The sequence below is a fragment of the Chromobacterium sp. Panama genome (assembly GCF_003052555.1).
In the GTDB taxonomy this organism is placed as follows: Bacteria; Pseudomonadota; Gammaproteobacteria; order Burkholderiales; family Chromobacteriaceae; genus Chromobacterium.
In genome coordinates this window covers 5,111,184-5,124,050 of the sequence record NZ_QARX01000001.1, presented here as the reverse complement: position 1 = coordinate 5,124,050, position 12,867 = coordinate 5,111,184, and the positions used below count along the sequence as shown (strand labels likewise).

At 65.3% G+C, this 12,867-nt stretch carries 11 protein-coding genes; 5 read left to right on the top strand and 6 right to left on the bottom strand.

The window, feature by feature from the left end; genetic code table 11:
* Position 1 precedes the first annotated feature (1 nt).
* Positions 2-1,852: a phosphogluconate dehydratase gene (edd, locus tag DB032_RS23070; RefSeq protein ID WP_107801511.1), complete on the bottom strand. Its 1,851-nt coding sequence runs from the start codon at positions 1,850-1,852 to the stop codon at positions 2-4.
* A gap of 254 nt (positions 1,853-2,106) precedes the next feature.
* On the opposite strand from edd, the gene zwf reads away from it, so the two are divergent.
* From zwf to pgi, 5 genes are all read left to right on the top strand, one after another.
* Positions 2,107-3,585 (top strand): glucose-6-phosphate dehydrogenase, encoded by a 1,479-nt coding sequence (zwf, locus tag DB032_RS23065; RefSeq protein ID WP_107801510.1) that lies wholly within the window; start codon positions 2,107-2,109, stop codon positions 3,583-3,585.
* A 295-nt stretch (positions 3,586-3,880) separates the two neighbouring features.
* Positions 3,881-4,558, top strand: a complete 678-nt coding sequence (gene pgl, locus DB032_RS23060) for a 6-phosphogluconolactonase (RefSeq protein ID WP_107801509.1) — start codon at positions 3,881-3,883, stop codon at positions 4,556-4,558.
* Entirely contained in the window at positions 4,539-5,564 is a 1,026-nt protein-coding gene (locus DB032_RS23055; RefSeq protein ID WP_107801508.1) for a glucokinase, read from the top strand. Before pgl ends, DB032_RS23055 begins: the two co-directional genes overlap by 20 nt.
* A 4-nt stretch (positions 5,565-5,568) precedes the next feature.
* On the top strand, positions 5,569-6,420 hold the full coding sequence (hexR, locus tag DB032_RS23050; RefSeq protein ID WP_048415130.1) for a transcriptional regulator HexR: 852 nt from the start codon (positions 5,569-5,571) through the stop codon (positions 6,418-6,420).
* A 5-nt stretch (positions 6,421-6,425) separates the two neighbouring features.
* Positions 6,426-8,084, top strand: a complete 1,659-nt coding sequence (pgi, locus tag DB032_RS23045) for a glucose-6-phosphate isomerase (RefSeq protein WP_107801507.1) — start codon at positions 6,426-6,428, stop codon at positions 8,082-8,084.
* 194 nt (positions 8,085-8,278) lie between these two features.
* Here the strand turns inward: pgi and DB032_RS23040 are convergent, their stop codons facing one another.
* The 5 genes from DB032_RS23040 to DB032_RS23020 all read right to left on the bottom strand — a co-directional run bounded on the left by DB032_RS23040 (position 8,279) and on the right by DB032_RS23020 (position 12,685).
* Positions 8,279-8,956, bottom strand: a complete 678-nt coding sequence (locus DB032_RS23040; RefSeq protein ID WP_107801506.1) for an META and DUF4377 domain-containing protein — start codon at positions 8,954-8,956, stop codon at positions 8,279-8,281.
* A 65-nt stretch (positions 8,957-9,021) separates the two neighbouring features.
* The gene (locus tag DB032_RS23035; protein WP_158274403.1) at positions 9,022-9,696 is read right to left on the bottom strand and encodes an META and DUF4377 domain-containing protein; all 675 of its coding nucleotides are present in this window, start codon (positions 9,694-9,696) and stop codon (positions 9,022-9,024) included.
* A gap of 174 nt (positions 9,697-9,870) precedes the next feature.
* A complete protein-coding gene (locus DB032_RS23030) occupies positions 9,871-11,247 on the bottom strand; it encodes an NAD(P)(+) transhydrogenase (Re/Si-specific) subunit beta (protein WP_107801504.1) in 1,377 nt (458 codons plus the stop codon).
* A 9-nt stretch (positions 11,248-11,256) separates the two neighbouring features.
* Positions 11,257-11,553: a proton-translocating transhydrogenase family protein gene (locus DB032_RS23025; RefSeq protein ID WP_019101645.1), complete on the bottom strand. Its 297-nt coding sequence runs from the start codon at positions 11,551-11,553 to the stop codon at positions 11,257-11,259.
* Between the two features lie 10 nt (positions 11,554-11,563).
* The gene (locus DB032_RS23020) at positions 11,564-12,685 is read right to left on the bottom strand and encodes a Re/Si-specific NAD(P)(+) transhydrogenase subunit alpha (RefSeq protein ID WP_107801503.1); all 1,122 of its coding nucleotides are present in this window, start codon (positions 12,683-12,685) and stop codon (positions 11,564-11,566) included.
* Between the last annotated feature and the right edge of the window lie 182 nt (positions 12,686-12,867).

Sequence of the window (12,867 nt, the reverse complement as noted above, 5' to 3'; positions counted from 1 at the left end):
TTCATTTTCTCCAAGAAGCGGGGTGGAAGTCGGGATGGCGGAAGCTGGTGGCGCCGGCTTCGGCGTGGTCGGCCACCGAACGGAACACCGCGAACAAGTCCCGGCCCATGCCAAAATCATTATGCGTCAGATCAGCCTGCGCCGATTCGCGCGCGGCCCATTCGGCCTCGTCCACCAGCACGGTCAACTCGCCGCTATTGGCGTCCAGCCGCACCGGGTCGCCGTCGCGCACCTTGCCGATCGGTCCGCCGGACAGGGCTTCCGGTGAGACGTGGATGGCGGCCGGCACCTTGCCGGAGGCGCCGGACATGCGGCCGTCGGTGACCAGGGCCACCTTGAAGCCGCGCTCTTGCAAGATGCTCAAGGCCGGGGTCAGTTTGTGCAGTTCCGGCATGCCGTTGGCGCGCGGGCCCTGGAAGCGGATCACCGCGATGAAGTCTTTTTCCAGCTCGCCGCGCTTGAACGCCGCCAGCATGTCGTTCTGGTCGTGGAAGATCACCGCCGGCGCTTCCACCACCCGGTGTTCCGGCTTGACCGCGGACACCTTGATCACCGCGCGGCCCAGCTTGCCGGACAGCAGCTTGAGGCCGCCGTCGGCGGAGAAGGGGTCGGCGGCGGTGCGCAGCACGCTGTCGTCGCCGCTGTCGGCGGGCGCGTCCCGCCATTTGAGTTCGCCCTGATCCAGCCACGGTTCCTGCGCGTAGCGAGACAGGCCGCGGCCGGCCACGGTGCCCACGTCCTCGTGCAGCAGGCCGGCGGACAGCAGTTCGCGGATCACGAAGCCCATGCCGCCGGCGGCGTGGAAGTGGTTCACGTCGGCCTTGCCGTTGGGGTAGGCGCGGACCAAGAGCGGCACCACGGCGGAGAGCTCGTCGAAATCGTCCCAGTTCACATCAATGCCGGCGGCGCGGGCGATGGCGACGATGTGCATGGTGTGGTTGGTGGAGCCGCCGGTGGCCAGCAGGCCGACGATGGCGTTGACGATGGACTTCTCATCTATCATCTCGCCCACCGGGGTGAAGGCCTTGCCCTGGGCGGCGATCTTGGCCGCCTGATGGGCGGCGGCGCGGGTCAGCGCCTCGCGCAGCGGGGTGCCCGGGTTGACGAAGGCGGCGCCGGGCAGGTGCAGGCCCATGATCTCCATCAGCATCTGATTGGAGTTGGCGGTGCCGTAGAAGGTACAGGTGCCGGGGCCGTGGTAGGACTGGCATTCGGATTCCAGCAGCGCGTCGCGGCCCACCTTGCCTTCGGCGTACAACTGGCGCACCTTGGCTTTTTCATCGTTGGCGATGCCGGTGGTCATCGGACCGGCGGGAACGAACACCGCCGGCAGGTGGCCGAAGGACAGCGCGCCTATCAGCAGGCCGGGCACGATCTTGTCGCACACGCCCAGATACAGCGCGGCGTCGAACATCTGGTGGGACAGCGCCACCGCGGTGCTCATCGCGATGATGTCGCGGGAGAACAGGGACAGCTCCATGCCCGGCTGGCCCTGGGTCACGCCGTCGCACATCGCCGGCACGCCGCCGGCGAACTGGGCGGTGGCGCCGGCGGCCAGCGCCGCCTCCTTCAGCTGCGCCGGATAGGTTTCCAGCGGCTGGTGGGCGGACAGCATGTCGTTATAGGAAGAGACGATGGCCAGATTGGGGCGGTGCTCTTCCTTTAGATGTATCTTGATGCCGTCGGGCATGGCGGCGAAGGCGTGGGCCAAATTGGTACACGACAATTGCGAGCGCTCCACCCTTCCCTGATGGGCTGCTGCGCGCAAGCGGTCCAGGTAGGCGGCGCGCGTTGCCCGGCTCCGGTTGACGATGCGCTCGGTAACGGCGGACAGGGTGGAATGCAAGGCCATGATGACGTTCCGTGTTGAAGTGGGTTGATAGTAGTTTTACTACACTCAAAATGCAAGACGCGCTCCAGCGCCGTCCCGCCATGATACGCCCGGCGGCGCGAGGCAACACCCGCCAGTGCTGCGATTGGGAGAATTGTTTGCTTTGGGGCAAAAGGTGTTGCAAAAGCGGCCTGCGTCAGTGAGATGACATGGACAAGGTAAAAGCTGGTGGTAATATAACTACATCTACAAACGTCTCGAGATGGAAGATCAGGATGGATACCCGTACTACGCCAACCCCGGCCTTCGATATGGTCTTGTTCGGCGGCGCCGGCGATCTGGTGATGCGCAAGCTGCTGCCCTCCTTGTATCAGGCGCACGCCGCCGGCCTGCTCAATCAGCAGGGCCGCATCCTGGCGCTGGGCCGCAAGGACTTGAGCCGCGACGACTACCTGGCCTTTGTCGAGAAGAACTCGCGCCAGCACGTCAAAGCCCATTTCGACGCCGCCGCCTGGGACAGCTTCTGTGCGCGGATCGAATACCTGAAAGTGGACGCCTCGCAGCCGCGGGATTTCCCGGCGCTGGCGGACAAGCTCAAGGGCGACGACGACCGCGTGGTGGTCTGTTATCTGGCCACCGCGCCCAATCTGTTCGCCGGCATCTGCGAGAACCTGGCGGCGGTGGGCCTCAATAGCGGCAATGTGCGCGTGGTGCTGGAAAAGCCGCTGGGCACCGACCTGGATTCCTCCAACGAGATCAACGACGACGTGGCGCGCTTCTTCAAGGAAGAGCAGCTGTACCGGATCGACCACTACCTGGGCAAGGAATCGGTGCAGAACCTGATGGCGATCCGCTTCGCCAACGCGCTGTTCGAGCCGCTGTGGCGGCGCGAATGGATACACGATGTGCAGATCACCATCTCCGAAGATCTGGGCGTGGGCAGCCGCGGCGATTTCTACGACGGCACCGGCGCGCTGCGCGACATGGTGCAGAACCACCTGTTGCAACTGCTGTGCATTGTGGCGATGGAGCCGCCGGCCAATATGGAAGCCGACGCGGTGCGCGACGAAAAGCTCAAGGTGCTGAAGGCCCTGCGCCCGTTCAGCGAACAGGACGTGGCGGCCAAGACCGTGCGCGGCCAGTACAAGGCCGGCGCCGTCGGCGGCCAGCCGGTGGTCGGCTATCTGAACGAGCAAGGCATCCCCGCCGACAGCCAGACCGAAACCTTCGTCGCGCTCAAGGCCGAGATCGACAACTGGCGCTGGGCCGGCGTGCCCTTCTTCCTGCGCACCGGCAAGCGGATGCAGGAGCGGGTCGCCGAGATCGTCATCAACTTCCGCGACGTGCCGCACCAGCTGTTCAACGGCCCGATGAGCGGCAGCCACACCGCCAACCGGCTGGTGATCCGCCTGCAGCCGGAAGAAAGCATCCGCCTGTACTTCCTGGCCAAGGAGCCGGGCGACAATATGCGCCTGCAGCCGGCCTACCTCGACCTGGACTTCTATAAAGCCTTCAAAGTGCGCCGCGCCGACGCCTACGAACGCCTGCTGCTGGACGTGATCCGCGGCAAGCTGGCGCTGTTCATGCGCCGCGACGAGCTGATCGAGGCTTGGCGCTGGGTGGAGCCCATCATGGACAGCTGGAGCCGCAGCAGCAATCTGCCGCCCAAGCAGTACACCGCCGGCACCTGGGGCCCGGCGGCGTCCAGCGCTTTGCTATCGCGCGATGGGATAGGCTGGCACGAGGAATGCTGATCCATCTGCTGCGCGTCCCGATCTCGAATGCCGCGGTGCTCGTTGTACTACCGTACGGCTGCGCGTCTCGCTTCGACCTCGAGGCGCTCGCGACGATGGCTGTCCCATGCTGACCGTTTGTGGTGCGTCCCGATCTCGAATGCTGCGGTGCTCGCCGTACTACCGTATGGCTGCGCGTCTCGCTTCGATCTCAAGGCGCTCGCGACGATGGCTGTCCCATGCTGACCGTTTGTGGTGCGTCCCGATCTCGGGGCGGCGATGCTGACCTTAACTTCTTACCCGCGGAGCGCCGCTGATGAACTGCGTAGAATTCTCCGATAGCGAGCAACAGTCCACCGCGCTGGCCAATAGCGTGGCCTCGCGGCTGTCCGCCGCCATCGCCAGCCAGGGCGCCGCCGTGCTGGCGGTGTCCGGCGGCAAATCGCCAATCCCCTTCTTCCATATGCTCAGCACCATGGCGATAGACTGGTCCAAGGTGACCGTCACCCTGGTGGATGAGCGTTTTGTGCCGGACAGCCATCCGGACAGCAACGCCGCGCTGGTGCGCGTCCACTTGCTGCGCGACCGCGCCGTGGAGGCGCGCTTCCTGCCCCTGGTCGGCGACGCCGCGGACATCGACGCCGACGTGGCGCGCGCCAACGCCGCTTTCGTTCCGCCCACCGTCGCCATCCTGGGCATGGGCGAGGACGGTCACACCGCTTCGCTATTCCCCGGCGCCGACGAGTTGGCGGCCGGCCTGGACCCGGCGTCCGCCGCCGCCTTCCTGGCGGTGACGCCCAAGACCGCGCCGCACCGCCGGGTGTCGATGAGTTACGCCGCGCTCTTGCGCGCCGGCTGCCTGATCCTGTCCATCCAGGGCGACAAGAAGCGTCAGGTGCTGGACGCCGCCGCCCAGGGCGTCAGCGACGCGCTGCCCATCAGCCATTTCCTGGCTCAGAACAAGGTGGAGCTGGATGTCTACTGGTCTGCCTGAGCAATGGCCGCGGCTGCTGGCCGACATCGGCGGCAGCAACGCCCGCTTCGCGCTGGAGACCGCGCCCGGCGTGATCGAGGACATCGAGGTGCTGCCCTGCGCCGGCCATCCCACGCTGCTGGACGCGGTGCGCGCCTATCTGGACCTAGCCGGCGCGCGTGCGGTCGCCCACGCGGCTTTCGGCATCGCCAACCCGGTGCTGGGCGACTGGGTGCAGATGACCAATCACCATTGGGCCTTCTCCATCGAGGCCACGCGCCAGGCGCTGGGCCTGACCACGCTGTTGGTGATCAACGATTTCACCGCGCTGGCGCTGGCCCTGCCGCATCTGCCGGCGAGCGAACTGCTGCAAATCGGCGGCGGCGAGGCGGAAGCCGGCGCGCCGCTGGCGCTGATCGGCCCCGGCACCGGCCTGGGCGTGTCGGCGCTGATTCCCTATCCGGGCGGCCATGCGCCCTTGTCCGGCGAGGGCGGCCACGTCGGCTTCGCCCCCTTCGACGAGCGCGAGGCCGACATCTGGCTTTACGCGATGCGGCGCTTCGGCCACGTGTCCGCCGAGCGTCTGTTGTCCGGCTCCGGCATCCCCTTGATTTATCAGGCCTTGTGCGAGCGGGCCGGCGAAACGGCCGCGGCGCTGGACCCGGCCGAGGTCACCGCGCGCGGTCTGTCCGGCGCCTGTCCGCGCTGCCGCGAAACCCTGGAAGTGTTCTGCGGCATGCTGGGCGGCGCGGCGGCGAATCTGGCCCTGAATCTCGGCGCCCGTGGCGGCGTGTATCTAGGTGGTGGTATCGTGCCGCGTCTACGCGGTTTTTTTGAACAATCACCATTCCGCCGCCGCTTCGAGGATAAGGGACGGATGTCCGGCTATCTGGCCGCGATTCCGGTCTATCTGATCGTCAGCTCCTACCCGGCTCTGCCGGGCGTGGCCGCCCATCTGGCGGCCGAACTGGCGAGCGCCCGCGCCCGACTCCGGGCGCATCCTGACGACGGCGCGGCAGGAGAGTAAATACATGCTTGAACGTATCAGGAGCCAATTGGAGATCCTGTCCTCGGCCGAGCGCAAAGTGGCCGAGCTGGTGCTGGAACAGCCTTACACCGTGATCCAGGCGGCGGTGGCCGACATCGCCAAGAACGCCGGCGTCAGCCAGCCCACCGTGATCCGCTTTTGCCGCACCGTGGGCTGTTCCGGCCTGCCGGACTTCAAACTGAAGCTGGCCGGCAGCCTGGTCACCGGCGTGCCCTATGTGCATTCCAGCGTGCGCCCGGAAGATCCGACTTCGGAAATCGTCGCCAAGGTGTTCGACAACACCGTGTCCGCGCTGCTCAAGTGCCGCAACGACGTCAATCCGCAATCGATAGAATCCGCGGTCCGCTTGTTGACCGACGCGCGCCGCATCGAATTCTACGGCCTGGGCAACTCCGGCATCATCGCCGCGGACGCCCAGCACAAATTCTTCCGCTTCGGCATTCCCACCGTCGCCTATTCCGACACTCACATCCAGATGATGGCGGCCTCGGTGCTGGGCCCGGGCGACGTGCTGGTGGCGATCTCCAGCTCCGGTCGCACGCTGGAATTGCTGGAGGCCGTGGACGTGGCGCTGTCCGCCGGCGCCAGCGTGGTGGCGCTGACCACCAGCGGTTCGCCGCTGGCGCGCCGCTCCACCGTGGCCTTGATCGCAGACACGCTGGAAGACAATGAAACCTATAGCCCGATGATTTCGCGCATCGTGCACCTGGTGCAGATCGACATCCTGGCGGTGAGCGTGGCGCTCAAGCGCGGGCCGGGCCTGATCAGCCAGCTGGAAAAAACCAAGCACAGCCTGAAGAACCGAAGGCTGGACAACAAAACCGAAGAGGATTGACCATCATGAGCGAACTGACCGAACTACCGGCCTGGCAGGCACTATGGGACCATTTTGCCGAGGCCAAGCACCAGCACATGCGCGATTTGTTCGTCTCCGATCCGGAGCGGGCGGAGCGCTATGCGCTGGAGGTGGGCGGCCTGTTCCTCGATTACTCCAAAAACCGCATTACCGACGACACCCTGAAGGGCCTGATGCAGCTGGCGCGCGAAGCCGGGCTGCCGGCCAAGATCAAGGCCATGTTCAAGGGCGAGAAGCTCAACAGCACCGAAAACCGCGCGGTGCTGCACGTGGCCTTGCGCAACCGCACCAATTCGCCCATCCATGTGGACGGCGAAGACGTGATGCCCAAGGTCAATTCGGTGCTGGAGCGCATGGGCAAGTTCGCCCACGCGGTGCGCTCCGGCGAATGGCTGGGCTATACCAATCAGCCCATCACCGACATCGTCAACATCGGCATCGGCGGCTCGGACCTGGGCCCGCTGATGGTCTGTAGCGCGCTCAAGCCCTTCGGCCACCCGCGGCTGAACATGCACTTCGTCTCCAATGTGGACGGCGCCCAGCTCAAGGAAACGCTGAAAAAGGTCCATTCCGAGACCACGCTGTTCGTGGTGGAGTCCAAGACCTTCACCACCCAGGAGACGCTGACCAACGCGCTGACCGCACGCGACTGGTTCTTGCAGCGCTCGCGCGATGAAAGCGCGGTGGCCAAGCACTTCGTCGCGGTGTCCACCAACCAGAAGGCGGTGGCGGACTTCGGCATCGACCCGTCGAATATGTTCGAATTCTGGGACTGGGTGGGCGGCCGCTACAGCCTGTGGTCGGCCATCGGCCTGCCCATCATGCTCTACCTGGGCGAGGAGAACTTCACCGAACTCCTCAACGGCGCCCACATCATGGACCAGCATTTCAGAAACGCGCCGTTCGAGCAGAACATGCCGGTGCTGCTGGCCATGATAGGCGTCTGGTACATCAACTACTACGGCGGCGGCAGCCATGTGATCGCGCCCTACGATCAATACCTGCACCGTCTGCCGGCCTTCATCCAGCAACTGGACATGGAGTCCAACGGCAAGCAGGTGATGCTGGACGGCCAGCCGGTGAATTTCGAAACCGCGCCCATCATCTGGGGCGAGACCGGCATCAACGGCCAGCACGCCTTCTTCCAGCTTTTGCACCAGGGCACCCATATCTCGCCGATCGATCTGATCGCCTCGGTGCAGAACTGCTCCAGCCTGCCCGGCCACCATGAAATCCTGCTGGCCAACGTCTTCGCCCAGGCCGAGGCCTTCATGCGCGGCAAGACCGCGGACGAGGTGCGCGCGGAGCTGGCGGAGCAGGGCCTCAAGGGCGAGGCGCTGGAAGCGCTGGTGCCGCACAAGGTGTTCGGCGGCAACCGCCCCACCAACACCCTGCTGATGAGCCGCTTGAACCCGCGCAATCTGGGCTCGCTGATCGCGCTGTACGAGCACAAGATCTTCGTTCAGGGGGTGATCTGGCACATCAACAGCTTCGACCAGTGGGGCGTGGAACTGGGCAAGCAATTGGCCAAGACCATACACGCGGAACTGACCGGCAAGCTCAAGCACGCCGAGCACGACAGCTCCACCCGCCGTTTGATCGAGCTGTACCGCCAGGTCAACGCCGACGACTGCAAGTGCTGAGCCGGACGGCGGACCAATGAAAACGCGAGGCCGAGGCCTCGCGTTTTGTTTGGATCACGCCACCGTTGTGCACGATTTGCCGCGCGGCGGCGATACGGCGTTGAAAACAGCCTAGAAATGCTCATGCGCCCTGTGTGCGCTCCGCTTTCTCCGCCGCAACGCCCGGTCTTGCTCGCGAGCTCGTGAATGGGCTGTTATTTCTTAACGACTTCCTGCTCCACCACCATGTCCAGCACCCAGCGGAGGGACGAAGCGTCGGCCGGCGGGTTCGCCACCTTGAATTCCTTCAGGCGTAGACGGTAGGCGATGCCCGGCTCCGGCTTGAAGCCCTCGATCTCGCCGTAGTGCAGCTGCCACGGCTGATCCTTGCTTTCGCGGATCTGCAGGCATTGCATCGGCGCCACGCCGGTGCAGGGCTTGCGCTCGGCGGCGACGTAGACGAAGCGGGTGACGCCGCCTTCCAGCGAGGGCTGGCGGTCAAAGCTCAGCGTCTTGTCGCCGGCCTGCAGGGTCAGCTTGTCGCCGGCCAGCTTGACCGCGGGCTTGGCGCCCAGGAAGGCGGCCAGCGCGCGGTCGCGCTCCATCGCCTCCGGCGGACACATCATCAAGGTGCTGGCCAACTGCTTGCTGACCAGCTGGCCGCCTTCCAGCGACACCGGGCCGAACATGCCGTTGCAGCCGGCGCGGGCGGACACGCCGCCGTCCTTGAAGCTGAGAGTGATCGGGTGTTCGGCGGCGTCCTGCTTCCATTGGCCGGCCAGCGCCTCCAGTTTGATATCCGCTTGGGCGTCCATTTTGGCTCCGGTTTGCGGGGTGGCGCAGGCGCTCAGGGCGGCTGCGGTCAGTGCGGCGAGCAAAAGCGATTTTTTCATTATCGATGTTCCGTGGTTAAGGGCGGGGACGGGCTGCACTTGGAGCGCCCGCCGTTCTCAAGAGTTCAGCGCAGCTTGCTGACTTCCTCGCTGTAAACGATGCGGTCCAGCGTCCAGCGCGAGCCGGCATCGGCCTGCTCCGCCGGTTTCAGCTTGATGTAATAGCTGACGCCGGGCTTGGGGTGGAAGCCGGCGATTTCGCCTTGCAGCGGCCGCCAGCTCTGTTCCGCGAGTTCGCGCACCTGCAGGCAGTCGCGCGCGGCTTCGCCGTTGCGGCAGGCCTGGCGTTCCGGCGCCACGTACAGGTATTGCAGCTTGGCCGGCTGCGCCGCCGGATCGGCGTCCGGGGTCAGGCGCACGAAGCGGTATTCGGCGCGCTCCGATTTCAGCACCAGTTTCTGCGCGCGGCCGTCCGGCAAGACGCGGAAGGGGCTGGAGAGGAAGGCGACGAAGTGCTGCTCCATCTCCATCAGCGGCGGCCGGCAGGCCATGCGGGTGGTGGCCACCTGCGGCTTGCCCTGGGCGTCCAGGGTGCGGACGAAGCGGTTGCAGCCGGCGAAGCCGGTCATCTTGCCCGGGTGGAAAGCCAGGGTGGGCGCCGTTTGGCCCACCGGCGCGGGTTCCACCATCCGCCATTCGGTTCCCTGCAGATTGGGCATGGCCAGCGCCGGCAGCGGCAAGGCCAGCGCGCCCAGCCACAGCGCCGCCAGGCGACGGGCGGAGAAGCCAGTATTTTGCATTGCCATACTCCATGTATAAACAAAAACTAATATTTGTTTACAATACACCGGGCGGGCGCCGCTTGTGAAGCGCGGCGGGGCGGAAAAGCGGGGATAGAAATAGATGGAAACAAAAAACCGCCCAAGCTTAAAACATTGGGCGGTTTTGAAATGCCGGAGGCATGGGGCGGCGCCTTACAGCTGCTCCACTCCCCTGAGCAGCTCCTCCACCACCTTCTTGGCGTCGCCGAACACCATCATGGTCTTGTCCATATAGAACAGCTCATTGTCCAGACCCGCGTAGCCGGCGTTCATCGAGCGCTTGACCACGATCACGCTGCGCGATTTGTGCGCGTCCAGGATGGGCATGCCGTAGATCGGGCTGGTCTTGTCCTTCTGCGCGGCCGGGTTGACCACGTCGTTGGCGCCTATCACCAGCACCACGTCGGTGTTGGAGAAGTCGGAGTTGATCTCCTCCATCTCCTGCACCTGTTCGTAGGGCACTTCGGCTTCGGCCAGCAGCACATTCATATGGCCCGGCATCCGGCCCGCCACCGGGTGGATGGCGTAGCGCACGTTGACGCCTTTCTGATGCAGGATTTCGGCGAATTCCTGCAAGGCGTGCTGGGCGCGGGACACCGCCAGGCCGTAGCCGGGCACGATGATCACGCTGTCGGCGTTGGCCATCAGGAAGGCCGCGTCCTCGGCGGAGCCGGATTTGTGGTTCTTGGGCCCGCCGTCGCCGGCGCCGCCGCCCGTGCCCGCCTCGGCGCCGAAGCCGCCCAGCAGCACCGCGACGATGGAGCGGTTCATCGCCTTGCACATGATGTAGGACAGAATCGCGCCGGAGGCGCCGACGCAAGCGCCGGCGATGATCAGCACCGGATTGTTCAGCGTGAAGCCGATGCCGGCGGCCGCCCAGCCGGAGTAGGAGTTGAGCATGGACACCACCACCGGCATGTCGGCGCCGCCGATCGGAATGATCAGCGTCACGCCCAAGGCCAGCGCGATGGCGAGCATGGTCAGGAAGGCGGCCTGGCTGTCGCTGAGGAAATAGACCACGCCGAAGCCGACCATGGCGACGGCCAGCAGCAGATTAAGTAGGTGTTGGCCTTTGAAGTTCACGGCCTTGGAGCCGAAGCGGCCGGACAGCTTGCCGTAGGCGATCACCGAGGCGGTGAAGGTGATCGCGCCGATGAAGGCGCCGATGAACAGCTCCACCTTTTGCACCTGGGTGTGCTCCACGCCGCTGTGGAAGATGGCCGCCACCGCGATCAGCACCGCGGACAGGCCCACCAGCGAGTGCATCGCCGCCACCAGTTCCGGCATGCCGGTCATCTGCACGGTCTTGGCCTTCCACGCGCCGATGGCGCCGCCGGCGACGATGGCGGAGGCGATCAGCGCCAACACCGGCTTATCCATGATCAGCAGCGTGGTGGCCACGGCGATGAGCATGCCTATCATGCCGTAGAGGTTGCCGCGCAAGGCGGAGGCGGGGCTGGACAGGCCCTTGAGCGCCAGGATGAACAGCACCGCGGCTACGAGATAAAGAATTGCGGACAGGTTTTCCATCGTGGTCCCTTATTTCTTCTTTTTCTTGAACATGTCCAGCATCCTCTGGGTGACCAGGAAGCCACCGAAGATATTGATGCTGGCGAGGAAGATGCCGATGGTGCCCAACACCGAGGTGAGGGTGATTTCGGAACCGTTGATGTCCACCACCTGCAGCATGGCGCCGACGATGATGATGCCGGAAATGGCGTTGGTCACCGCCATCAGCGGGGTGTGCAGCGCCGGGGTGACGTTCCAGACCACGTGGTAGCCGACGAAGACGGCCAGCACGAAGACGGTGAGGCTGGTGATGAAAGGATCGACCATCTTGTTCTCCTTAATCGGCGGCGGGGAAGCGGACCTGGCCGGCGTGGGTCACCAGCGTGGCGGACAGGATCTCGTCTTCCAGATTGAGGTTCAGGCCTTCCGGCGTCAGCAGCAGGCCGAGGAAGGTCAGCAGGTTCTTGGCGTACAGGCTGGAGGCGTCCGCCGCCAGCAGGCCGGGCAGATTGGTCTGGCCGACGACGGTGACGCCGTTGTCCAGGCGCACGGTCTCGCCGGGCCGGGTCAGCGCGCAGTTGCCGCCGGTTTCCGCCGCCAGGTCCACGATCACCGAACCGGGCTTCATCTCCGCCACCACATCGGCCGACAGCAGCTTGGGCGCCGGCTTGCCGGGGATCAGCGCGGTGGTGATCACGATGTCCGCCGCCTTGGCGTGCTTGGCCACCAGTTCGCCCTGGCGCTGGCGGTAGCTCTCGGACATTTCCTTGGCGTAGACGCCGCTATTGGCCATTTTTTCTTCCTCGCTCATCGGCACCTCGATGAACTTGGCGCCCAGCGACTCCACCTGCTCCTTGGTGGCCGGCCGCACGTCGAAGGCCTCCACCACCGCGCCCAGGCGCTTGCCGGTGGCGATGGCCTGCAGGCCGGCCACGCCCACGCCCAGGATCAGCAGCCGCGCCGGCTTCACCGTGCCGGCCGCGGTCATCAGCATGGGCATGAAGCGCGGATAGTGCTGGGTGGCCAGCAGCACCGCGCGGTAGCCGGCGATATTGTTCTGGCTGGAGAGCACGTCCATGCTCTGCGCGCGGGTGCTGCGCGGCAAGAGCTCCAGCGCGAAGGCGGAGACGCGCTTGGCGGCCAACGCCGGCAGGCTGTGGTTGTGATAGGGGTTGAGCTGGCCGATCAGCGCCGCGCCGTCCTTCAGCGCGGCGATGCCGTCCTCGTCCAGCGGGCGCACCGTCAGCACGATGTCGGCCTGGGCCAGCGCCGCGGCGCGGTCCGCCGCGATGGCGGCTCCGGCTTCCTGATAGGCCGCGTCCGGCTGCGCGGCCGCGAGGCCGGCGCCGCTTTCCACCGTGACGGCGTGGCCGCCGGCGACGAGCTTCTTCACCGTGTCCGGCGTAGCGGCCACGCGGTGTTCACCGGCCAGCCTCTCGGCTGGGATAGCGATATGCATGGTCTTCCTTTCCTGCGATTAGATAACAAAGTTTCCAGATAGCGAACGCCCGTGCGGCGCAAAATCGAACGAGCGTTTGAATTCAATTAAAGGCATGCGGGATTTTTCCGCGCAACACTTATATTGCCGACCGTATACCGTCGGACAATTTCGACAGTGAAAGGGCCGGATGCTAGCAAAAC